Source organism: Citrobacter sp. Colony219 (assembly GCF_019382635.1).
GTDB lineage: Bacteria > Pseudomonadota > Gammaproteobacteria > Enterobacterales > Enterobacteriaceae > Citrobacter > Citrobacter youngae.
On sequence record NZ_CP080033.1, the window covers coordinates 259294 to 283238 of the forward strand.

The following is a 23945-nucleotide window of genomic DNA, read 5'->3' on the forward strand; positions in this document are numbered from 1 at the left end:
TTCTGTTCCCTGTGAATAACATCATTAAGTAAATGGATTCTCGCAGAGTACAAGCGCAATGTATGGGGGGTAAAGCACAAAAAAGCCCCGTCATTTCTGGCGGGGCAAAGGCCTGGAGCTATTTAGCTATTTAATGCGGGACGTTCGCTGATGGCGATACGTTGTGGAGCAATGGTTTCAGGTTCATTACGGGTCAAATCAATATGCAGTAAGCCATTGGTGAAGCTTGCGCCGGAGACTTCCATATTTTCAGCCAACGTAAAGCTCAGACTGAATGATTGAGTGACCAGCCCCTGATGCAACCATTTGGTCTCTTTTTCCGGCTGCTGCGGCGTACCTTTTACGGTCAGACGCGTGCCTTCCAGTTGAATATCCAAATCTTCCTGACGGAAACCGGCTAACGCAAGGGTAATGCGGTAGTGGTTATCATCGCTCTTTTCGATGTTATAGGGTGGGAAGCTTTGGCTTTCACCAGCGTTTTGTAATGCATTGGCCAGTTTGTCAAAACCGATCCATTGACGCAGCAGTGGGGATAAATCGTAGTTACGCATAATATTCTCCTTCTAAGAAGCGAGTAAGTACCTTTCGGCTCCCTGACGGCAAGCCTGTGCTTAGCAGGGCCGCGCAAGCGGCCCGACAGATAAATTAGTTGATTTCGATGCGGCGCGGTTTGTTCGCTTCAGGAATCACGCGCTCAAGCTCGATATACAGCAGACCGTTTACCAGGTTTGCGCCGCGAACGTGGATGTTCTCCGCTAACTGGAACTTGCGTTCGAAGTTGCGTTCGGCAATACCCTGGTACAGGTAAGTACGTTCTTTTTGCTCGTCCGCATGCGCGCCTTTCACTACCAGCAAATTATCCTGGGCGGTAATTTCCAGCTCGCTTTCAGCAAAGCCCGCAACGGCAATTGCAATGCGGTAGTGGTTTTCGTCTACCAGCTCAACGTTGTACGGAGGGTAGCCACCATTGCTTTGGCCCTGGTTGTTTTCCAGCAGGTTAAACAGACGATCAAATCCAATAGCAGAACGGTATAGCGGGGATAAATCAAAGTTACGCATAATCAATAGCTCCTGAAATCAGCGAGAATGTTGGACCTTCCATCTTGGACAGGTCAGGTAGCCAGGACACCCATCAGGCATGCCCTTCATTTGTCTACACCCTAAAAATGGGTCTTAATACAAACTTTTCAAGCGTACTCCTCTGACTTTTTTTGCAGTTTGTTGTCTATTGCATACACTGGGGGGAGCAGTCGTTATCGTTAAATCGCGATTGCCGCCACAGTGCGACAAGATGGTGATGTTATTTTCGCAACGGATCGCTTTAACTCACCCTGCAAACACGATGATTAGCAGATGAAATAATGATGATAAAAAAAATAGTGTTAACACTGATGATGTGCAGCGGGATGGTTTTTATCAGCGGCTGTTCCAGCGTGATGTCACATACCGGAGGGAAAGAAGGGATATATCCTGGCACGCGCGCCAGCGCCACAATGATTAGCGAAAGTGATACAAACTGGGGAACAAAGTCGCTGGCGATTCTGGATATGCCTTTTACCGCGGTTCTGGATACGGTACTGCTTCCGTGGGATCTCTTTCGCAAAGATAACTCGGTTCGATCTCGCGTAGAAAAGAGCGAGGAGAGAACGCAAGCCACCAACGCCGTTATCCCCCCAGCTCAAATGCCTGCGCCTTAAGTTAACGTCTGGTTTCTGTCACCCATAGCTGGCGGAAACCGTCGACGTCTTCCATCCATGCAACCTGTCGGCCATCAGGAGAGAAGACGATCGCATCTGCTGAAGGTGGGTTGCCATGGCTGGTCGTTAAAAATTCAATCTCTCCCGTCTGCGCATCACAACAAGCGATTCTGTTCTGCAGTACAAATCCCAACCATTTTCCCGACGGATGCCAGTTGAATGCTGACTGAATATCCGTGTCACAGCGGGTAAGCTGACGCGGTTCTCCTCCCTGTGGGGAAATCAACCATAACTGCACGATACCGTTGTCATCACGCATCAGAAACGCAATTTCGGCTGCCGTTGGATTACTGCGCACCCAATGCCGCGGTTGATTCACCAGCCCCGGGAAGGCGTGATCATGAGTAAACGTCAGACGGCGCTGAACGATGCCGGCTGGTGGCGCAGGCATTGTTGCTTCCGTTCCTTCCAGAGGTGCCTCGCCAGGCTGTTTCCAGCCACTTTCATGGCGTGGCAAATCAACGATAAACAGTTCCGGTACTTTTTCGCCACTGACAGACAACGTGTCGCCGATAAAGGCCAGCGTATGATCCCCCACCCAGCCTTCTTCATAAGCGCGGTTAATCTCATCGCTCCCCGGTTTTGGCGTTGGTGTCGTCTGGCTCACCAGCACGCACCAAGAGTTCCCGCTGTATTCACGGGGATGCTGCGCAGATACATTCACCGGCCCATACGGCGCAGCAACGCCGACATTGCGTAAATCCAGCGCCGGTGAGCGCTCATGTAGCACGTGATCGTTATAGGTGAAACTGACAAACTCGCCGTTTGGGCTAAAAACATGCACATGACTACCACCGCGCAGCGCGCCTGGGGTATACGGCGCAGTAATATCCATCGCATCCAGATTCCCCACCTCTGCCTGCGTAGCAATCACACCACGTCGATGATGAAAATCGTAATACCATGTTTCATCAGGGTTTTCTGGTCCATGAATGAACACATATTTTTCAGCTTTTGGATTAACGGTCACCACGCCGACGTGTGCGCCTTGCGTAGCACGGTAAATCACCGCCACCTCACCGGTGTGAATATTGACGCGTTCAATCGTCTCTCCGGTAAACGATGCACCGGAAGGACGCACATCAAAGACCAGCCACTGGCTGTCCGGTGTCCAGGTGTTGATATTGGTAAGCTGATGATTACGCGCTGCAAAGGTGATTTGTTTCATGGTGGTGTCCCGGACGAAAAATACCGCTCCTTTTTACCACGCACAGCGCGTATCCCATAAGCCTTTAGCGGGCCGCAAGCGCATCAGCTTGCTGAGCGTTCACAGCCAAAGCGGGGAAGTCCTCGAACGTATAGTAACGAATGGGTGGCGGTAACTGCTCCATTGCTGTACCCGGCCACAGTTGCAACTCTCCGACAGCATTGAGATCAACGCCCTGCCAGCGGTGCGGCAGCGCCAGTCGCTGCAGAACAGCCCGCTCGCCAGGCACGCGTGTCGGCAAACGATTATCCCCCATCTGATAGTTACGCCGCAGCACCAGATACTTTTCCGGCACCCGACGCCGACTGTTCCACCAGCGGCCGTCCAGCATATCGAAATGGAAACGGGTGAGTTCCGGCGACTGAGCGCCAAGATGGACAAGTGCCTGGCGAAGTGCCGTCCCCATCGCCACCTCGTAAACCCCCTGAGAAACTGTTTGCCCCTCCAGAATCAGCGACACCGCCAGGCGGGCACCAAGCAGATTGGAGTAAAGATCCTCTGGCGAAAATGCAGAAACACCTTCAGAAAATCCGGGAACAGACTCAAAACCGTACCATTGCGCAATTTCATGCCACTCCGCGACCTGAAACGCCAGATGAGCGGCCAGCCAGGCTGCCAGCGTGTAACGCGCGACAGGATCGGTTGGTGGTGTAAAGGCATTAAACACTAACCGACGCAGGGCCAGTTCGCTATCCAGATCGAGCGTAAAAGCCTGCCCCAGTTTCGGCAGGAGCTGACTAAAGATATAGACCGTCATATCAGCGGTATCACGCACGTGGGCGGTATCAATAAAGCCACCGTGCGCGGTGTAGAGAATGCCGTTATTTTCACGGCTTAAGCCGGTCAGGTTTTCCAGCCCGGCCAGCATGCTATCGTTGTACTGATGCAATCCAAGGTGGCCCGCCGGGACCACGTTATCCAGTTGATAAAACGGTACCGGCATGCCCAGCAATTCCGCATGCAAGTTGTAGCCAAATGCACAGCAAGGACGTAACCCTTTAGGCAGTGGCTGTGGCGGCATAGCAGGCCACGCGGTGGTCGCTCTCGTTGTTACCTGCGGGGCCAGATCTAATGCCACTGGTAGTGCCGCCCCAGCGCTGCCTGCGAGAAGTGATGCCAGTAATGACATAGTTTTCAGCAACCTGCTCAAAATGCCTCTCCGACCTGAAAATAGAAACCGCTGCTGCCTTTGCCGATGCCGTAATCCAGGCGTACGTTGACGCGCGGCTTGAATTCAAAGCGATAACCGACTCCTGCCGAGGGCAGGAGTCGTCCGTCGTCCAGCGCACTAAATGATGACCCCATAGTCCCTGCACCCAGCCAACCGACCACGCCGTGCCGCCAATCGAGCTTGCGGCGATACTCAAGTTGCCCGCTGACGACATTCTTGTCCCGATAGCGCCCTTCGTAATAACCGCGCATGCGTTGATTGCTACCGAGCAGCGGCATCATGCTCCACGGCACAGCTCCCTGGGTAAACGTGCCATCCGCCTCCCATGCCAGCACGTTTTTATCGTCCAGCGAGTGGTAACGACTGTAATGCAACTGGTATTCATCAAACCGGGTATCGCTCCCCACCTCAGGAGTAAAGCGGGTGTAGCGCACATCGGCATACTGCCCTTTACGCGGATTGGGTACGAAATCACGATCGTCCCAGCTCAGTTCCACGCTACTCCCGGAACTGAGAACCGATGCCCCCTGCGGCGTAGTTTCAATTTTCGGCGGATCGTTGTCGTCCATTTGCGCAGCATGCTGGGTATTCAGCGACCAGCCGACCCCCAGATAGATGTTAGGCGCTAACCGCCGGTATAGCGTTGGACGCAAATCCAGGACCTGAGCGGTATATTGCTGTTTTTGGCTATCTTTATCTCCGGCGCTAAAACCCTGCCCCCAGTAGTAGGTTGGGGTATCTGTTAATGCGCCATTAAGAAAGAAACGCCAGCGATCGTCGGCGAAAAAAGCATAATTTTGCATCGTGATGCCAAAGGCCCCCGTTGAGCTAAAGTAGCCGCTCAACGTCAGCGTCGAGTTTTGACTCACCGTATCGTTCGGATCGGGTCGATACATCCCCACTACCGCCGTCCCGATCCCCAGCCCCAGTTCTGGGGTATAAAACGGCCCAGGCATCACTCCCCAGTCGATACCTTTAGTGGCGTTAAAGTTATCGCTGGCGCCCAGTTTATTCAGCCAGCCGTCAATCTCATTGCGGGTCGGCAGCGCCGACTGAACGTATCCGGCAAACAGGCAGAAAAACAGAAGCAGGCCGATGCGCGTCAAAAACGATACTCTCCCGCAGCAAAGAAGCTATTACGGTCGGCGAAGCCAATTTCGGTGGTGATATTAACGTTGCGGGTCAACTCATATTGCGCGCCTACCAGCACGTTCCAGGGGGATTGCAGGTGTTGTTTAACATCGAAGCGACCATTGCTATCCTTGTTCGCAATATCCACCATTTTTTGCAGCGCCGCAGAAGGCATCGTGAGATCGTTCAGGCTGCCGCTAAATTCTTGCTGCACATCCTGATACATGCTGCCCACCCACAGATTTAACTTACCGGATGGCATGTGCAGGGTCTCCATGCCGGGAGTGGTAAAGCGATAACCTACACGCGGAGAGATGGTAAAGGCATTAATACTGCCATCAAGGATATCGAACTGTGTTTGCGTATAGTTGGCATCAAAAGCCGTAAACCAGTTGCCCACTCCACCAACCAGAGTCGTTCCTACACCGTAGGTTGTGCCTTTAAAGTCGAGCTGAAATGCCAGATTCTGCAAATTGGCTGGTGTACGGTATTTACGTGGTCCTTTGATTCCTACACCTATCTGCGAAACAGAGTGTCCGTCGGTATAGCCAATCAGACCATAGACGTTCATAAAGGGCAGCAGCCAGGCATCCAGTTTTAAGGTTTCGGTTTTACTTCTCTCCCGGGTGTTGCCGACGTTGATTTTAAACGCGTTATCCAACGAGTGACCGCGCAGGGAAAGACCGTTGAAATTGATGCTGTCTACATTAATGTTTTGCCTGATATTCATGTAGTTAATATTCACGCCAAAAGGCTCAGGCAGGTCGTAGCCTCGTTTACGTGCCTCCTCTCCTAAAAACGGCAAAACAGAGTGGCTTGTGGTTGGTTTAGCCGCGGGTTTTGTCGGCAAAGAAGTAGCCTGACCATCGTCCTGATAGTCATACAGCGGTGTCAATGTTGAGCCAGAATCCGTCGCAGCCCAGGCCTGAAAAGCCAAACAGGAAGACGTCATCAACACCAGGCGGATGCGTGTGTTAGTCATAAGGAAACATAGTTGCAGGCAGGAATCGCCCGAATATAAAAGAAGGGGGGAGAGTATAGAAGTTACGTGCTAAGTGGGGGGATTAATGTGCGATTTCACATCTGATAATACAAACATGATTTTTATAACATTCTTAATGTTTTATGCCTGGCCGAAGCCAGGCATACGTGTATCAGGAGAGAACGTATTTCTCAATCGCCCAGGCTACGCCGTCTTCAAGATTGGATTTCGTCACGAAGTTAGCCACTTCTTTCACCGACGAAATAGCATTATCCATTGCAACGCCTACGCCTGCGTATTCGATCATCGCGATATCATTTTCCTGATCGCCAATCGCCATCACCTCTTCGGCTTTAATTCCTAACGCATCGGCCAGCGATTTCACGCCAGTGCCTTTATTAACGCGTTTATCCAGAATTTCGAGGAAATACGGCGCACTTTTCAGCACGGTGTACTTCTCTTTTACCTCTGCTGGAATACGCAAGATGGCTTGATCGAGGATTTCTGGTTCATCAATCATCATCACTTTCAGGAACTGGGTCGCCGGGTCCATTTTCTCTGCTTCACAGAACACCAGCGGGATGGTCGCGACAAAAGACTCATGCACCGTGTAGTAACTGATATCACGGTTGGCGGTATACAGAGTATTGCGATCGAGTGCGTGGAAATGCGAGCCGACCGTCCTGGAGAGTTGTTCCAGGAAGCGGTAATCATCATAGCTCAGCGCGGTTTGCGCGACGGTGCTTCCATCTCCGGCTTTCTGCACCAGCGCGCCGTTGTAGGTAATACAGTAGTCACCGGGTTGTTCCATATGCAGTTCTTTCAGATAGCTGTGGACGCCAGCATACGGGCGCCCCGTGGTCAGCACCACATTCACACCTCGCGCGCGTGCCGCGGCAATCGCCGTTTTGACCGCTGGTGAAATGGTGTGATCGGGCAGCAGAAGTGTGCCATCCATGTCGATAGCAATAAGTTTGATAGCCATGAGTTCCCCGGATTAAATGAGTCCATCCTCATGCTAACGCGATTCCGCTCAAAAAACAGCTACGAAAAGGGGGATGGAAAGGGGAATCGGGATTCCCCTTTTGACAATCGATGGTAGGGCGGATAGGGCCTGAGCCGCCATCCGGCAAACGCAGACGAACTGCCTGATGGCGCTTCGCTTATCAGGCCTACAGGAGCAGGCCTGAGGTACATGTTAGATATCGATATTCGCCGCTTTCAGGGCGTTTTCTTCGATAAATGCACGACGCGGTTCAACAGCATCCCCCATCAGCGTGGTGAACAACTGGTCAGCAGCAATCGCATCCTTCACGGTAACGCGCAGCATACGGCGGCTTTCCGGATCCATGGTAGTTTCCCACAGCTGTTCCGGGTTCATCTCGCCCAGACCTTTATAGCGCTGAATCGCGAGGCCACGACGGGACTCTTTCACCAGCCAGTCCAGCGCCTGCTCGAAGCTGGCAACCGGCTGACGACGCTCGCCACGTTCGATAAACGCATCGTCTTCGATCAGGCCACGTAGTTTCTCACCCAGCGTGCAGATACGACGGTATTCGCCGCCGGTCACAAACTCGTGATCCAGCGGATAGTCGGTATCAACACCGTGGGTACGCACGCGGATCACCGGCTCGAACAGGCTCAGTTCAGCGTCTTTACGCACAAAGCTGTTCCAGGTGCTGCCGTGCATTTCGTTTTCATTCAGCACGTTAACCAGCTGGGAAACCCAGGCAGTGACTTTCGCTTCATCAGAGAGATCGGCTTCAGCCAGCGTCGGTTGATAAACCAGTTCTTTCAACAGCGCTTTCGGGAAACGGCGTTCCATACGGCCAATCATTTTCTGCGTGGCGTTGTATTCAGAAACCAGTTTTTCCAGCGCATCACCCGCCAGCGCCGGCGCGTGGGCATTGGTGTGCAGCGTGGCACCATCAAGGGCGATAGAGATCTGGTACTGATCCATCGCTTCATCGTCTTTGATGTACTGTTCCTGCTTGCCTTTCTTCACTTTGTACAGCGGCGGCTGCGCAATGTAGACGTGGCCGCGCTCAACGATTTCCGGCATCTGACGATAGAAGAAGGTCAACAGCAACGTACGGATGTGCGAGCCATCGACGTCCGCATCGGTCATGATGATGATGCTGTGATAACGCAGTTTGTCCGGGTTGTACTCGTCGCGACCGATGCCGCAGCCCAGCGCGGTGATCAGCGTCGCCACTTCCTGAGAAGAGAGCATCTTGTCGAAGCGCGCCTTCTCAACGTTAAGAATTTTACCCTTCAGCGGCAGAATCGCCTGGTTTTTACGGTTACGTCCCTGCTTCGCAGAGCCGCCCGCTGAGTCCCCTTCCACCAGGTACAGTTCAGAGTGAGCCGGGTCGCGTTCCTGACAGTCCGCCAGTTTGCCCGGCAGACCCGCTAAGTCCAGCGCACCTTTACGGCGGGTCATTTCACGCGCACGACGTGCCGCTTCACGAGCACGCGCCGCATCAATAATTTTGCCGACGACGATTTTCGCGTCAGACGGGTTTTCCAGCAGGTATTCGCTCAGCAGTTCGTTCATCTGCTGTTCTACCGCCGATTTCACCTCAGAAGAGACCAGCTTGTCTTTGGTCTGGGAGGAGAATTTCGGATCCGGTACCTTCACGGAAACAACGGCAATCAGGCCTTCACGGGCATCGTCACCGGTGGCGCTGACTTTCGCTTTTTTGCTGTAGCCTTCTTTGTCCATGTAGGCGTTCAGGGTACGGGTCATCGCCGCACGGAAGCCTGCAAGGTGAGTACCGCCGTCACGCTGCGGAATGTTGTTGGTGAAGCAGTAGATGTTTTCCTGGAAACCATCGTTCCACTGCAGCGCAACTTCAACGCCGATACCGTCTTTTTCAGTGGAGAAGTAGAAGATATTCGGGTGGATCGGCGTTTTGTTTTTGTTGAGATATTCAACAAACGCCTTGATGCCGCCTTCGTAGTGGAAATGATCTTCTTTGCCATCGCGCTTATCGCGCAGACGAATAGACACGCCGGAGTTCAGGAATGACAGCTCGCGCAGACGCTTCGCCAGAATGTCGTATTCGAACTCAACGACGTTGGTAAAGGTTTCGTGGCTTGGCCAGAAACGGACCTGAGTCCCCGTCATTTCTGTTTCGCCAGTTACTGCCAGCGGCGCCTGCGGCACACCGTGCACGTAAGTTTGCTGATGCACTTTGCCTTCACGACGAATCACCAGTTCCAGCTTCTGTGACAGGGCGTTAACGACGGAAACACCTACGCCGTGCAGACCGCCGGAAACTTTATAGGAGTTATCATCGAATTTACCGCCCGCGTGCAAAACGGTCATGATAACTTCCGCTGCCGAAACGCCCTCTTCCGGGTGAATACCGGTTGGGATACCACGGCCATCATCGGTAACGGACACGGAGTTGTCAGCGTGAATCGTTACCACGATATCTTTACAGTGACCCGCGAGCGCTTCGTCGATAGCGTTATCTACCACCTCGAATACCATGTGGTGCAGACCGGTGCCGTCATCCGTGTCGCCGATATACATACCCGGGCGCTTACGCACCGCATCCAGTCCTTTCAGGACTTTGATACTGGAGGAGTCATAAGAATTCGACATCAACGTTTCTCGCTCATTTTATCTTGGGTTAATCCGTTATTTTACCCTTTTCCACGGTAAACATCTTCGAATTTTCATCGGACATGTCTATAACGTGTTCAGCGCTGATTGCGCTGACAAAGACCTGAGATTGCGTGGCTTTTAAGCGGCTGGCCAGCAGTCCGCGACGCGCGTCATCCAGTTCAGAGGCAAAATCATCTATCAGGTACAGGCAGCGCCGCCCGCTTTCACGGGTCAGGAACTCCCCTTGCGCCAGACGTAAGGCGCACATCAGCAGCTTGAGCTGCCCACGCGACAACGTATCTTCCACCGGCGCACCGTCGGCGCGAATGCGGAAATCCGCCTTATGCGGGCCGTGCGCGGTGTAGGTCAACATGCGATCGCGTTCAAAACTGCGTTCCAGCACTTCGGCGTAATCTGTCTCTTTCTCCCAGCCACGCTGGAAAGAGAAGGAGAGAGAAAACTCGGGAAGAAACTGCTGGCAGGTATCCGCCATATCCTGCGCGATACCGGCGCTGTACTCCGCGCGCCAGGTGCTGATTTGTTCCGCCAACGGGATCAGTTCTTTATCCCACGGGCGGAGTTGCTCATAACGACTTACCTGGCGCAGTGCTGCATTGCGCTGCTTGAGCAGGCGCTTCAGGTTGCTCCAGGCGGTGAAAAATCCGGCTTCATTGTGAAAGCATCCCCAGTCAAGGAATGCTCTTCTGTATTTGGGGCCGCCATTGAGTAAAGTAAACCCCTCGGGCGTGATCAGCTGCATCGGCATCAGGTGAGCCAGTTCCGCGACCTTGTGCCCGTCAGTGCCGTCAATGCGCACTTTGCTGTCACCCAGTTTGTCTTTCGTCAGGCCAATCGACGTCTCACGTTCTTCACCCTGCAAACGCCCGTGTAAAACAAACGACTCCTGCTCGTGGCGAATCACGCGGCCAATTTGCAAACTGCGAAACGCCCGGCCGTGGCCGAGCGTATAGATAGCTTCCAGCACGCTGGTTTTGCCGCTGCCGTTAGCGCCTACCAGGAAGTTAAAGCCGGGAGATAAAGCGAGATCCGCGTTTTCGATATTACGAAAATCGCGGATCAACAGGCGGGTCAGCGACATTACAGTCTCATTGGCATAACAACGTAAGCCGCGCTCTGGCTGGCTGCATCTTCAATTTGTACGCTGGAGACGGAATCGGTCAGCAGAATACGCACGTTTTCGCACTTCAGCGCGTTCAGAACGTCCAGTACGTAGCTAACGTTAAAGCCGATTTCCAGTTCTGTACCAGGGTAGGAGACATCCAGAATTTCTTCGGCTTCTTCCTGCTCCGGGTTATTAGCGGTGATTTTCAGCTGGTTTTCACTGACATACAGACGCACGCCGCGGAATTTCTCGTTAGAGAGGATCGCCGCACGAGCAAACGCCTGTTTGAGGATATCGCAACCTGCTTCAAGATGTTTGTCCGGATTCTTCGGCAGTACGCGGCGATAATCCGGGAAACGACCGTCAACCAGCTTGGAGGTAAAGATGAAATCACCCACGTGCGCACGAATGTTGTTGCTGCCAATCTGCACGCGCAGCGGGTTATCGCCGCCGTCGAGCATACGCATCAGTTCAATCACGCCTTTACGCGGTACGATCACCGAATGGCTGGGCAACGGCTGACCGACAGGCATTGAACAGACCGCCAGGCGGTGACCGTCGGTCGCCACGGTACGCAGCTCTTCCCCTTCGGTTTCAAACAGCATGCCGTTTAAATAGTAACGCACGTCCTGATGCGCCATTGAAAACTGCGTGGCTTCAATCAGACGCTTCATCGTCGCCTGCGGTAGCGTGAATTCGACTTCGCTCTGCCAGTCGTCCAGATTCGGGAAGTCGGCGGCAGGCAGCGTGGACAGCGAGAAACGGCTGCGGCCAGAACGCACCAGCATACGGTCGCCTTCCAGTTGAACGGCAATTTCTGCGCCTTCCGGCAACCCGCGGCAAATATCGAAGAATTTACGCGCCGGAACGGTGGTCGCACCAGGTTCATGCGGCTGGATCAGCGCCACGCGCGCCACCATCTCCATTTCGAGATCGGTACCGGTCAGAGAAAGCGCACCGTCAGCAACCTGCAGCAGCAAGTTTCCGAGGATCGGCAGTGTAGGACGTCCACCCAGCGGGCCGCTGACCTGCTGAAGCGGTTTTAATAAATGTTCACGTTCAACGGTAAATTTCATAGCGTCACGAAGATAATGTTCTGATTAAATTGGAGAAATCTTCTTTAATATCATGGCTTTCTTCACGCAACTGCTCAATCTTACGGCAGGCATGAAGCACGGTAGTATGGTCGCGCCCACCAAACGCATCGCCAATTTCCGGCAGACTGTGGTTAGTGAGCTCTTTTGCCAGCGCCATCGCCATCTGACGCGGACGTGCTACCGAACGAGATCGACGCTTAGAAAGCAGATCCGCAATTTTGATTTTGTAATACTCTGCCACCGTCTTTTGAATATTGTCGATGGTGACCAGCTTTTCCTGCAAAGCCAGCAAATCGCGCAGCGCTTCACGCACGAAATCGATAGTAATTGCCCGGCCGGTAAAATTGGCGTTAGCGATCACGCGGTTCAGTGCGCCTTCCAGTTCACGCACGTTAGAGCGTAGACGCTTGGCGATAAAGAACGCCACTTCACCCGGCAGACGAATGTCGTTTTCGTCAGCCTTTTTCATCAGGATCGCGACGCGTGTTTCCAGCTCAGGCGGCTCGATCGCGACAGTCAGTCCCCAGCCGAAGCGAGATTTCAGACGATCTTCAACGCCGTTGATCTCCTTCGGATAGCGATCCGAGGTCAGGATGATCTGCTGATTACCTTCCAGCAGGGCATTAAAGGTGTGGAAAAATTCTTCCTGTGAACGTTCTTTATTAGCAAAGAATTGAATATCGTCAATCAGCAGCGCATCAACGGAACGGTAATAGCGTTTAAACTCTTCGATCGCATTGTTTTGCAGGGCTTTAACCATGTCCTGCACAAAACGCTCGGAGTGCATATACACCACTTTTGCGTTCGGCTTACGCGCCATAATGCCGTTACCGACAGCGTGCAGCAGGTGGGTTTTACCCAGACCCGTACCGCCATAAAGGAATAACGGATTGTAGGCGCCGCCTGGATTGTCCGCCACCTGACGTGCCGCCGCGCGCGCCAGTTGGTTAGATTTACCTTCAACGAAGTTATCAAACGTATGTTTGACGTTGACGTTAGAGCGATAGGTAGGTTCAGCCGGAGCCGGGACGTTATCCCAGCCAGGGCGCGCTGCCGGTACGGTACGTTGCGGTTGCACTTGCTGAGCCACGTGGGCGGGCGCCACAACGTTGTTGACCGGCGTTTTCAGCGTTTGCGTAACGGGTTTAGTGCCAACCTCAAAACGCAGCTGTGGGGCATCCGCTCCGCAAAAATTATTGAGTAATCCATTAATATTATTAAGGTATTTATCCCTTACCCAATCGAGCACGAAACGGTTTGGCGCATACAAAGCCAGCGTGTTATCGCTCAGTTCCGCCTGCAACGGGCGTATCCACATACTGAATTCTGTGGCTGGTAACTCATCCTGCAATCGGGCAAGACACTGCTGCCAAAGCGAAAGTGACACGGCGGACTCCACTCGAACAAAAGTCGATAAATGACAAAGGCTGAAACATTCATGATTGTTGACGCACATCGACAAGACCCTATGCAAAGGGTGACGTGCGAATTGCTATCTGCAATTTTTACCCGATCAGGATCCATTGAAACGATCGGGACCGCGGATCATAGCGTAAACTGAGAAAGAGATCTTCTGTTTCTCACAGATTCTTCCCGATTTATCCACAGGATGATCCAGAATCGGCTAAGTGTAAACGATCCTGGAGAAGTGCTGCAGGTTTTCGCGCGCATATTGAAAAAATTAATGAGTAAAGATGCTTTACTGCTTAAACGATCTAATAAAGATCCCGTGCGATCCTTGCGCTTTATCCACCAGCCCGTATAATTCTTACCCCCAGCGAGTAACGGTCGCCTTACGGCGTCAACGCTGCCTGTTTTTTACACAAAACCACGTGAAAAAAAACGGGATATAAGGAAAGAGAATTGACTCCGGAGTGTACAATTATTACAATCCGGCCTCTTTAATCACCCACACTGTGGCGTAAGTCGTTCGAAATTCGTTCGGGTATACGCAAAAGTCAGTGAATTTATTCAAGTTTAGGTAGAAATCGCCATGAAACGCACTTTTCAACCGTCTGTACTGAAGCGCAACCGTTCTCACGGCTTCCGTGCTCGTATGGCAAATAAAAATGGTCGTCAGGTTCTGGCACGTCGTCGTGCTAAAGGCCGTTCTCGTCTGACCGTTTCTAAGTAATAAAAGCTAGCCCCTGAGTGGTTAAGCTCGCATTTCCCAGGGAGTTACGTTTGTTAACTCCCACTCATTTCACATTCGTCTTCCAGCAGCCACAACGGGCTGGCACGCCGCAAATCACCATCCTCGGCCGCCTGAATTCGCTGGGGCATCCCCGTATCGGTCTTACCGTCGCCAAGAAAAATGTTAAACGTGCGCATGAACGTAATCGGATTAAACGTCTGACGCGTGAAAGCTTCCGTTTACGTCAGCACGAGCTTCCAGCAATGGATTTCGTGGTGGTGGCGAAAAAAGGGGTTGCTGACCTCGATAACCGTGCTCTCTCGGAAGCGTTGGAAAAATTATGGCGTCGCCATTGTCGCCTGGCTCGCGGGTCCTGATAGCCCTCATTCGGGTCTATCAACGCCTGATCAGTCCGCTGCTTGGGCCGCATTGCCGTTTCACTCCAACCTGTTCGAGCTACGGAATTGAGGCATTGCGCAGGTTTGGAGTGATAAAAGGCAGTTGGTTGACGGTGAAACGCGTATTAAAATGCCACCCTTTACACCCTGGTGGTGACGATCCCGTCCCGCCCGGACCATTTGATACCAGAGAACACTAACGATGGATTCGCAACGCAATCTTTTAGTCATCGCTTTGCTGTTCGTGTCTTTCATGATCTGGCAAGCCTGGGAGCAGGATAAAAATCCGCAACCTCAGGCCCAACAGACCACGCAGACAACGACCACCGCAGCGGGTAGCGCCGCCGACCAGGGCGTACCGGCCAGTGGCCAGGGGAAACTGATTACGGTTAAAACTGACGTGCTTGATCTGACCATCAACACCCGTGGTGGTGATGTGGAACAGGCTTCACTGCCAGCTTACCCGAAAGAACTGGGTTCTACCGAACCGTTCCAGTTACTGGAAACCACGCCACAGTTCATCTACCAGGCACAGAGTGGCCTGACAGGTCGTGACGGCCCGGATAACCCGGCTAACGGCCCGCGTCCGCTGTACAACGTCGAAAAAGACGCATTTGTACTGGCTGACGGTCAGAACGAACTGCAGATCCCGATGACCTATACTGACGCAGCGGGTAACACATTCACTAAAACGTTTGTACTCAAGCGTGGTGAATATGCTGTCAACGTTAACTACAGTGTGCAGAACGCCGGCGAAAAACCGCTGGAAGTCTCCACCTTTGGTCAGCTGAAGCAATCCATCAATCTGCCATCTCATCGTGACACCGGAAGCAGCAACTTTGCGCTGCACACCTTCCGCGGCGCGGCGTACTCCACGCCGGATGAGAAGTATGAGAAATACAAATTCGACACCATTGCTGAAAACGAAAACCTGAACGTCAATGCTAAAGACGGTTGGGTTGCAATGCTGCAACAGTATTTCGCCACGGCATGGGTTCCGCGTAACGACGGCACCAACAACTTCTATACCGCTAACCTGGGTAACGGCATTGCCGCTATCGGCTATAAATCACAGCCGGTATTGGTACAGCCTGGTCAGACTGGCGCGATGACCAGCACCCTGTGGGTCGGCCCGGAAATTCAGGATAAAATGGCGGCCGTTGCACCGCACCTGGATCTGACCGTGGATTACGGCTGGTTGTGGTTCATTTCTCAGCCGCTGTTTAAACTGCTGAAGTGGATCCATAGCTTCCTGGGTAACTGGGGCTTCTCCATCATCGTTATCACCTTTATCGTTCGTGGCATCATGTACCCGCTGACCAAAGCGCAGTACACCTCCATGGCGAAGATGCGTATGCTGCAGCCGAAGATTCAGGCAATGCGTGAGCGTCTGGGCGATGACAAACAGCGTCAGAGCCAGGAAATGATGGCCCTGTACAAAGCTGAGAAGGTTAACCCGCTGGGCGGCTGCTTCCCGCTGATCATCCAGATGCCAATCTTCCTGGCGTTGTACTACATGCTGATGGGCTCCATTGAGCTGCGTCATGCGCCGTTCGCGCTGTGGATCCATGACCTGTCCGCACAGGACCCGTACTACATTCTGCCGATCCTGATGGGCGTGACGATGTTCTTCATTCAGAAGATGTCTCCGACCACCGTGACCGACCCGATGCAGCAGAAGATCATGACCTTTATGCCGGTCATCTTCACCGTGTTCTTCCTGTGGTTCCCGTCAGGTCTGGTGCTGTACTATATCGTCAGCAACCTGGTAACCATTATTCAGCAACAGCTGATTTACCGTGGTCTGGAGAAGCGTGGCCTGCATAGCCGCGAGAAGAAAAACTCCTGATTCGGTGTAGGCCGGATTAGGCGAAGCCGCCATCCGGCAAACGGAACATAAAGTAAAGGGCGGTCATTAGACCGCCTTTTTTATTGCATTAAGAAGAGACAAACCATGAGCCATAACGACACCATCGTCGCTCAGGCCACCCCACCGGGACGTGGTGGCGTGGGTATCCTGCGTATCTCCGGCCTGAAGGCGCGTGAGGTCGCAGAAACCGTACTGGGGAAACTACCCAAACCGCGTTACGCCGATTATCTGCCGTTTAAAGACGCGGATGGCAGCACGCTGGATCAGGGGATTGCCCTGTGGTTCCCCGGCCCGAACTCCTTTACCGGCGAAGACGTTTTAGAGCTTCAGGGCCACGGAGGTCCGGTGATTCTTGACCTGCTGCTCAAACGTATTCTGACCATTCCCGGGCTGCGCATTGCCAGACCGGGTGAATTCTCCGAGCGAGCTTTTCTCAATGATAAGCTCGATTTAGCCCAGGCCGAGGCAATTGCTGACCTGATCGATGCCAGCTCGGAGCAAGCCGCTCGCTCGGCGCTGAATTCGTTGCAGGGTGCATTTTCCGCACGGGTAAATCATCTTGTGGAAGCACTCACTCACCTGCGCATCTATGTCGAAGCGGCGATCGACTTCCCGGATGAAGAAATCGACTTCCTGTCTGACGGCAAGATTGAAGCCCAGCTCAATAGCGTTATCAGCGATCTTGATGCCGTTCGTGCCGAAGCGCGTCAGGGCAGCCTGCTGCGCGAAGGGATGAAGGTAGTCATTGCCGGTCGCCCTAACGCCGGGAAATCGAGCCTGCTGAACGCGCTGGCTGGCCGTGAGGCGGCTATTGTGACCGATATTGCGGGGACGACTCGCGACGTGCTGCGTGAGCATATTCATATCGACGGTATGCCGCTGCACATCATCGACACTGCTGGTCTGCGCGATGCCAGCGATGAAGTTGAACGCATTGGTATCGAACGTGCCTGGCAGGAAATCGAACAAGCCGACCGTGTGCTGTTTATGGTGGATGGCACCACCACCGACGCCGTGGACCCGGCTGACATCTGGCCAGACTTTATTGCCCGTCTGCCAGCCAAACTGCCAATTACCGTGGTACGTAACAAAGCGGATATTACCGGTGAGACGCTGGGCCTTAGCGAAGTAAATGGCCACTCACTGGTTCGTCTCTCCGCACGTACCGGTGAAGGTGTTGACGTACTGCGTAACCATCTCAAACAGAGCATGGGCTTTGAAACCAATATGGAAGGTGGCTTCCTGGCGCGTCGTCGTCACCTGCAGGCGCTGGCAGAAGCGGCGGAGCATCTCGAGCAGGGTAAAGCTCAACTGCTTGGCGCATGGGCCGGAGAATTGCTGGCAGAGGAGTTGCGTCTGGCGCAGCAAAACCTCAGTGAGATCACCGGGGAATTTACCTCCGACGATCTGCTGGGACGGATTTTCTCCAGCTTCTGTATTGGTAAGTAATGTTGTATTGCCCGGTGGCGCGATGCTTACCGGGCCCACAGGCCCCGTAGGCCGGATAAGGCGTTTACACCGCCATCCGGCAACAACAATTTCCCATGCGGAAATCACTGTTGTCCAAATGGCAACTCGCACAGGCAACCCTCTCCCCGTATTCTTAGCGCCACTTTCCTCATGAGGTCGCTATGACACGCTTTCTAATCTGCAGTTTTGCCCTGGTTCTCCTCTATCCCGCCGGTATTGATATGTATCTGGTGGGATTGCCCCGTATTGCTGCCGATTTACAGGCCAGCGAGGCGCAGTTGCATATCGCGTTTTCGGTTTATCTGGCGGGAATGGCGACGGCGATGTTGTTCGCCGGAAAAATTGCTGACCAGTCGGGTCGTAAACCGGTCGCCATTGTCGGTGCCCTCATTTTTATTGTCGCCTCCTCGCTGTGTTCATTTGCCGAGAGCGGTACCCCGTTTCTCGCAGGCCGCTTTATTCAGGGTGTGGGCGCCGGCTGCTGTTATGTGGTGGCTTTCGCTATTCTGCGCGATACGCTCGACGATCGTCGCCGGGCGAAGGTACTGTCGTTGTTGAACGGTATTACCTGTATCGTGCCGGTGCTGGCTCCGGTGATGGGGCATCTGATCATGCTCAAATACCCGTGGCAGAGCCTGTTCTACACGATGATGGGCATGGGCGTGGTCGTTTGCCTGCTGTCGGTGTTTATCCTGCGAGAATCGCGCCCAGCGACGCTCTCGACCTCTACGCAGAGCGATCATCGCGCAGAGTCGCTGGTAAACCGTTTTTTCTTAAGCCGTCTGGCCATTACCACCCTCAGCGTGTCGGTGATCCTGACCTTCGTGAATACGTCTCCGGTGCTGCTGATGGAAGTGATGGGCTTCGACCGCGGCGAGTACGCCACTACCATGGCCATGACCGCAGGCATCAGTATGGCGGTCTCTTTCTCTACGCCATTCGCACTGAGTATTTTTAAACCCCGCATCCTGATGCTGACTTCACAGGTCTTGTTCCTGGCTGCGGGCATCGTGTTAATCCTTGCCAGTACGCACGCGGTAACGTTGTTCGGGTTAACCTTAATCTGCGCCGGATTCTCGGTCGGTTTCGGCGTTGCCATGAGCCAGGCGCTGGGGCCGTTCTCGCTGCGCGCAGGCGTCGCCAGCTCGGCATTAGGCATTGCCCAGGTTTGCGGTTCATCTCTATGGATTTGGTTGGCTGCCATCCTCGGTCTCGACGCACTGAATATGCTGATCGGGATTCTGATTGGCTGTAGCATAGTGAGTATCATGCTGATTATCACTGTTGCACCAAACCGGCCCACACCAACTCATGAAGAAATCCCTCAGCAGTCTCGATCTTAATTTACTGCTCTGCCTGCAACTCCTGATGCAGGAACGCAGCGTCACTAAAACCGCCAAACGGATGAACGTCACGCCGTCGGCGGTCAGCAAATCGCTGTCGAAGCTGAGAGCCTGGTTTGACGATCCCTTGTTTGTTAACACCCCGCTGGGGCTAACGCCAACGCCGCTGATGCTCAACATGGAACAGAGCCTGGCGGAGTGGATGCAGATGGGCAATCAATTGCTCGATAAGCCACACCATGAAGCACCACGTGGGCTGAAGTTTGATTTAGTGGCTGAGACGCCGCTGGTGATGATCATGTTTAACGCGCTCTCCCAACAGATCTACCAACGTTATCCACAGGCAACGATCAAAGTGCGCAACTGGGATTACGATTCGCTGGATGCCATTATCCGTGGCGAGGTGGATATCGGCTTTACCGGACGTGAAAGTCACCCGCGCTCGCGTGAATTGCTGAGTCTGCTACCGTTATCGATCGACCACGAGGTCCTGTTTTCCGATCTCCCCTGCGTCTGGTTGCGTGAAGACCACCCGGCATTGCAGGAAGAGTGGAATCTGGAAACATTCCTACGCTATCCCCATATCAGCATTAGCTGGGAGCAGAGCGACACCTGGGCGCTGGACGATGTGCTTCAGGAGATGGGGCGTGCGCGTAACATCGCATTGTGTCTGCCAGGCTTTGAGCAGTCGCTGTTTATGGCCGCGCAGCCCGATCACGCATTGATAGCCACCGCCCCGGTCTATTGTCAGCGTTACAATCAACTCCACCAGCTTCCGCTCGTGGCACGTCCAATGCCTTTTGATGCAGCGCAACTGGAAAAAATGCGCGTCCCGTTCACCCTACTTTGGCATAAACGCAACAGCCACAATCCTAAGATCGTATGGCTGAAAGAGACGATCAAGGCACTCTATCGCGAGATGTCATGAAGATCCTTTGCTATATTGTTGTTTTATTAACCTCCCTGGCGCTGGAAATGTAAATGTCGCGTAATGTATCCCGATTCCGTTTACTTTTTGGGCAGTAAAGCCTGCCTGGAAGCCGCGTAAATGTTACTCTGATAATAATCACGGACCATTAATCACGGAGCGAAAAATGGCGACACATTTTGCCAGAGGGATTCTTACGGAGGGACACCTGGTTTCAGTTCGTCTCCCTACTCCATGTCATTTTGAAGTAAGAAATCTACCCACTCACCGCCGAACACGCTTTCTGGCCTCCCGAAGTCTTCTCGCTGAACTGATGTTTATGCTTTACGGCACCAGCACATTGCCCGAGATTGTTACCGAGGCGAAAGGTAAGCCCGTTTTTCGCGATAAAAACCTGCCTGGCTTTTCAATTTCCTATGCCGGGAATATTGTCGGCGTCGCGCTTACCACAGAAGGTTCATGCGGTCTGGATATGGAGCTTCAGCGAGCGACTCGCGGGTTCCATACCCCGAATGCCACAGATTCCTACCGCTTTTCCAGTAACGAAAACCTGTGGATCAATAATCAAAACGACCCCAATGAAGCGCGTGCGCAGCTCATAACGTTACGCCAGAGCGTTCTCAAGCTCACTGGCGACGTGTGCAATGACGATCCACGTGAACTCCAGCTGTTACCGGGTGCGGGCCGTCTGAGATGTGCTCACGTTACGCAGATAGAAGCCATTTGCGATGCCGAAGATGTGCTGGTGTGGTCGGTCGCGGTCACGCCAACCATTGAAAAACTCAACGTTTGGGAGTTTGATGGTAAACAGGACTGGAAAAGCTTGCCTGATATCCAGACACGCGCCAATGAGCCAACGGGTCGCCTGATCCGGTTCTCGCAATTATGCGCAGCGAAGAGCCATACGCTTTGATTTAACCTTCATGATGAAACAGGAGTAACCATGTCTGAAACATTGAATGTTGTTACGTTACTGGGGAGCCTGCGCAAGGGTTCGTTTAATGGAATGGTTGCCCGTACGCTGCCAAAAATTGCCCCCGCGGGGATGGAAGTGAATGCATTACCGTCGATTGGGGATATTCCTCTGTACGATGCCGACCTCCAGCAGGAAGAGGGTTTTCCGGCAAGTGTAGAAGCGCTGGCGGAACAAATCAGGAAGGCTGACGGCGTCGTTATCGTCACACCGGAATACAACTATTCTGTTCCTGGCGGGCTGAAAAATGCCATCGACTGGCTGTCTCGCCTGCCCGATCAACCATTATCCGGCAAACCGGTGCTGATCCAGACCAGCTCCATGGGCGCCATCGGCGGCGCGCGCTGCCAGTATCATCTGCGTCAAATCCTGGTGTTCCTCGACGCGATGGTAATGAACAAGCCGGAATTTATGGGCGGCGTGATTCAGAACAAAGTGGACCCGCAAGCGGGTGAAGTGATCGACCAAAGCACGCTGGACCATCTGACCGGCCAGTTGACCGCATTTGGCGACTATATTCAACGTGTAAAAGCCTAAAGAAAAAGCCCGCCAGCAACGATGCCTGGCGGGCCGTTGTCCAGACCGATATTTTAGTGCGCGTCGATAAACACAATCTTCAGTACAAACAGCAGCGCGACAACGATGACGCACGGGCTGAGATCGCGGAAACGTCCGGTACCGATTTTCATCAAGCAGTAAGAGATAAAGCCCAGCGCAATACCTTCGGTGATCGAGAAGCTAAACGGCATCATCACGGCGGTAATAAACGCTGGAACCGCTTCAGTCAGGTCATCCCACTTCACGCGCGACAGGCTTGATGTCATCAGGACGCCAACGTAAATCAGCGCACCTGCGGCGGCATATCCCGGCACCATTCCGGCCAACGGCGACAGGAAGATAACCAGCAGGAACAACAGACCGACAACGACCGCGGTCAGGCCGGTACGCCCACCAACAGAAACCCCGGAAGAAGACTCAATATAGGCGGTAACGGAAGAGGTACCGATAAACGCGCCGGTAACAGACGACACGCTATCGACAAACAGCGCCTGCTTCATGCGTGGGAACTTGCCCTTCGCGTCTGCCAGACCGGCTTTATCCGTCACGCCAATCAGGGTACCGGAGGAGTCAAACAGGTTCACCAGCATGAACGAGAAAATCACGCCCGCAAGGCCAATGTTAAACGAACCGGCCAGGTCAACATGCCCGATAACCGACATCACGCTCGGCGGCGCGGAGACGATCCCGCTGTAATGGACATCACCCAGCATCCAACCCAGCAGCGTGGTCACGATGATAGAGATCAGCACCGCCGCATGAATATTACGTGACGCCAGAATCGCGATGATAAAGAAGCCCAGAATGCCGAGCAGTACGCTGTGGGACGTCAGGTTGCCGATAGATACCAGCGTGTCTTTGTTGGCGACGATAACGCCGGCGTTTTTCAGCCCCATCATACCGATGAACAGACCGATACCGCTGGTGATCCCCACGCGCAGGCTCACCGGGATATTGGCAATCATCCAGTAACGTACGCGGAAAATCGTCAGCAGCAGCAGACCTACCGCGCCCCAGAAGATTGCACCCATACCTATCTGCCATGACAGGCCCATCGCGCCAACGACCACGAAAGCGAAGAATGCGTTCAGGCCCATAGCAGGCGCAAGTGCGACCGGCAGGTTAGCAAATAGCCCCATCAGGATGCTACCAAAGGCAGCAATAAGGCAGGTGGTAACAAAGACAGCGCTGGTATCCATGCCAGCCACGCCAAGAATTTGCGGGTTAACAAAAACGATATACACCATCGTCAGGAAGGTGGTTAAACCGGCGATCACTTCGGTCCGTGCCGTTGTGCCATGCTCGCGCAGTTTGAACACGCGTTCCAGCATCCCCTGGCCAGAAGCCTGGGTTGTGTGTTGTTGACTCATTATCAATTTCCGAACAAGGAGGGAAAATTCGTCGCTATCCTATACCAAAATGCGACAATAGGGTTGGGTTATGAGCAACTTTTTTCATTGATTTTGCTTATACGGCAACGATTGCGTGGCGTAAATAAGCATGACGTAAACGTTAAACTAGCGATAAGAGGAAGGCATGTCCCAGATAGAAGCGGTATTTTTTGACTGCGACGGTACGCTGGTCGATAGTGAAGTGATCTGTTCCCGGGCGTATGTCGCCATGTTCCAGGAGTTTGGTATCAAACTCGATCTCGAAGAGGTGTTTAAACGCTTTAAAGGCGTAAAACTCTACGAAATCATCGATATCATCAACGAAGAGCACGGCGTTACGCTGGCGAAAGCCGATTTAGAGCCCGTTTACCGCGCAGAGGTCGCACGCCTGTTCGACTCGGAACTGGAGGTTATCGCTGGGGCAAATGCTCTGCTGGACAGCATGACAGTGCCAATGTGCGTGGTCTCAAACGGTCCGGTCAGCAAAATGCAGCATTCGCTGGGTAAGCTGGGCATGCTGCACCATTTTCCTGATTTACTATTCAGCGGCTACGATATCCAACGCTGGAAGCCCGATCCGGCCCTGATGTTCCATGCGGCAAAAGCAATGGACGTTAACGTTGAGAACTGCATTCTGGTTGATGATTCCAGCGCAGGCGCGCAGGCGGGAATTGCCGCCGGGATGGAAGTGTTCTACTTCTGTGCCGATCCGCATAACAAACCGATCGAAAACCCAAAAGTCACGACCTTTACCGATCTGGCACAGTTGCCGGAATTGTGGAAGGCGCGSGGTTGG

The 23945-nt window shown here is 53.3% G+C and carries 23 protein-coding genes and 1 other annotated feature; of the genes, 11 read left to right on the forward strand and 12 right to left on the reverse strand.

Annotated elements, in window-relative coordinates; all coding sequences use genetic code 11:
• Positions 1-122: 122 nt before the first annotated feature.
• On the reverse strand, positions 123-551 hold the full coding sequence (gene ibpB, locus JTI85_RS01100) for a small heat shock chaperone IbpB (RefSeq protein ID WP_005121488.1): 429 nt from the start codon (positions 549-551) through the stop codon (positions 123-125).
• Positions 552-645: 94 nt separating this feature from the next.
• Complete coding sequence (gene ibpA, locus JTI85_RS01105) at positions 646-1059, reverse strand: small heat shock chaperone IbpA (RefSeq protein ID WP_040231504.1); 414 nt, start codon at positions 1057-1059, stop codon at positions 646-648.
• Positions 1053-1125 (reverse strand) — a sequence feature (ROSE (Repression Of Heat Shock gene Expression) occurs in the 5'-region of heat shock genes and acts as an RNA thermometer to modulate expression.). (Overlaps the previous gene by 7 nt.)
• A gap of 239 nt (positions 1126-1364) precedes the next feature.
• Between ibpA and JTI85_RS01110 the strand changes: the two genes are divergently transcribed.
• Entirely contained in the window at positions 1365-1697 is a 333-nt protein-coding gene (locus JTI85_RS01110; protein ID WP_162873168.1) for a YceK/YidQ family lipoprotein, read from the forward strand.
• 1 nt (position 1698) lies between these two features.
• On the opposite strand, the gene JTI85_RS01115 is transcribed toward JTI85_RS01110, so the two are convergent.
• From JTI85_RS01115 to dnaA, 9 genes are all read right to left on the reverse strand, one after another.
• The gene (locus tag JTI85_RS01115; protein WP_219352014.1) at positions 1699-2925 is read right to left on the reverse strand and encodes a DUF3748 domain-containing protein; all 1227 of its coding nucleotides are present in this window, start codon (positions 2923-2925) and stop codon (positions 1699-1701) included.
• A 64-nt stretch (positions 2926-2989) separates the two neighbouring features.
• Complete coding sequence (locus JTI85_RS01120; RefSeq protein WP_370629222.1) at positions 2990-4114, reverse strand: DUF4056 domain-containing protein; 1125 nt, start codon at positions 4112-4114, stop codon at positions 2990-2992.
• Entirely contained in the window at positions 4111-5232 is a 1122-nt protein-coding gene (locus tag JTI85_RS01125; protein ID WP_255575586.1) for a BamA/TamA family outer membrane protein, read from the reverse strand. Before JTI85_RS01125 ends, JTI85_RS01120 begins: the two co-directional genes overlap by 4 nt.
• 5 nt (positions 5233-5237) lie before the next feature.
• Positions 5238-6248: a hypothetical protein gene (locus JTI85_RS01130; RefSeq protein WP_075551444.1), complete on the reverse strand. Its 1011-nt coding sequence runs from the start codon at positions 6246-6248 to the stop codon at positions 5238-5240.
• Between the two features lie 172 nt (positions 6249-6420).
• Positions 6421-7233, reverse strand: a complete 813-nt coding sequence (gene yidA, locus JTI85_RS01135; RefSeq protein ID WP_219352016.1) for a sugar-phosphatase — start codon at positions 7231-7233, stop codon at positions 6421-6423.
• Positions 7234-7446: 213 nt separating this feature from the next.
• Positions 7447-9861 (reverse strand): DNA topoisomerase (ATP-hydrolyzing) subunit B, encoded by a 2415-nt coding sequence (gene gyrB / locus JTI85_RS01140; protein WP_137376872.1) that lies wholly within the window; start codon positions 9859-9861, stop codon positions 7447-7449.
• 28 nt (positions 9862-9889) lie between these two features.
• The gene (recF, locus tag JTI85_RS01145) at positions 9890-10963 is read right to left on the reverse strand and encodes a DNA replication/repair protein RecF (protein ID WP_003023865.1); all 1074 of its coding nucleotides are present in this window, start codon (positions 10961-10963) and stop codon (positions 9890-9892) included.
• Positions 10963-12063, reverse strand: coding sequence for a DNA polymerase III subunit beta (dnaN, locus tag JTI85_RS01150; RefSeq protein WP_005121477.1), 1101 nt, complete (start codon positions 12061-12063; stop codon positions 10963-10965). The genes recF and dnaN overlap by 1 nt, the downstream gene beginning before the upstream one ends.
• 4 nt (positions 12064-12067) lie before the next feature.
• Positions 12068-13471, reverse strand: coding sequence for a chromosomal replication initiator protein DnaA (gene dnaA / locus JTI85_RS01155; protein ID WP_061066893.1), 1404 nt, complete (start codon positions 13469-13471; stop codon positions 12068-12070).
• A 606-nt stretch (positions 13472-14077) separates the two neighbouring features.
• On the opposite strand from dnaA, the gene rpmH reads away from it, so the two are divergent.
• The 9 genes from rpmH (at position 14078) to JTI85_RS01200 (ending at position 21737) form a co-directional block, all read left to right on the forward strand.
• Positions 14078-14218: a 50S ribosomal protein L34 gene (gene rpmH / locus JTI85_RS01160; protein ID WP_003023858.1), complete on the forward strand. Its 141-nt coding sequence runs from the start codon at positions 14078-14080 to the stop codon at positions 14216-14218.
• A 17-nt stretch (positions 14219-14235) separates the two neighbouring features.
• Positions 14236-14595, forward strand: coding sequence for a ribonuclease P protein component (rnpA, locus tag JTI85_RS01165; RefSeq protein WP_003844432.1), 360 nt, complete (start codon positions 14236-14238; stop codon positions 14593-14595).
• A complete protein-coding gene (gene yidD / locus JTI85_RS01170) occupies positions 14559-14816 on the forward strand; it encodes a membrane protein insertion efficiency factor YidD (RefSeq protein WP_003023846.1) in 258 nt (85 codons plus the stop codon). Before rnpA ends, yidD begins: the two co-directional genes overlap by 37 nt.
• Before the next feature lie 2 nt (positions 14817-14818).
• The gene (gene yidC / locus JTI85_RS01175) at positions 14819-16465 is read left to right on the forward strand and encodes a membrane protein insertase YidC (RefSeq protein WP_003023844.1); all 1647 of its coding nucleotides are present in this window, start codon (positions 14819-14821) and stop codon (positions 16463-16465) included.
• Positions 16466-16570: 105 nt separating this feature from the next.
• A complete protein-coding gene (gene mnmE, locus JTI85_RS01180) occupies positions 16571-17935 on the forward strand; it encodes a tRNA uridine-5-carboxymethylaminomethyl(34) synthesis GTPase MnmE (RefSeq protein ID WP_003844431.1) in 1365 nt (454 codons plus the stop codon).
• Between the two features lie 182 nt (positions 17936-18117).
• Entirely contained in the window at positions 18118-19299 is a 1182-nt protein-coding gene (locus JTI85_RS01185) for an MFS transporter (RefSeq protein WP_101742129.1), read from the forward strand.
• Positions 19268-20227 carry an HTH-type transcriptional regulator YidZ gene (gene yidZ, locus JTI85_RS01190; protein WP_101742130.1) on the forward strand — a complete coding sequence of 320 codons (960 nt, stop codon included), beginning with the start codon at positions 19268-19270 and terminating at the stop codon, positions 20225-20227. The genes JTI85_RS01185 and yidZ overlap by 32 nt, the downstream gene beginning before the upstream one ends.
• A gap of 166 nt (positions 20228-20393) precedes the next feature.
• Positions 20394-21140, forward strand: coding sequence for a 4'-phosphopantetheinyl transferase superfamily protein (locus JTI85_RS01195; RefSeq protein WP_048213777.1), 747 nt, complete (start codon positions 20394-20396; stop codon positions 21138-21140).
• A gap of 30 nt (positions 21141-21170) precedes the next feature.
• On the forward strand, positions 21171-21737 hold the full coding sequence (locus tag JTI85_RS01200; protein WP_048213778.1) for an NADPH-dependent FMN reductase: 567 nt from the start codon (positions 21171-21173) through the stop codon (positions 21735-21737).
• Between the two features lie 53 nt (positions 21738-21790).
• On the opposite strand, the gene JTI85_RS01205 is transcribed toward JTI85_RS01200, so the two are convergent.
• Positions 21791-23128: an NCS2 family permease gene (locus JTI85_RS01205; RefSeq protein ID WP_101742131.1), complete on the reverse strand. Its 1338-nt coding sequence runs from the start codon at positions 23126-23128 to the stop codon at positions 21791-21793.
• Between the two features lie 166 nt (positions 23129-23294).
• On the opposite strand from JTI85_RS01205, the gene yieH reads away from it, so the two are divergent.
• Positions 23295-23945: 6-phosphogluconate phosphatase (gene yieH, locus JTI85_RS01210; protein WP_219352017.1), on the forward strand; the 651-nt coding region annotated here is incomplete at its 3' end.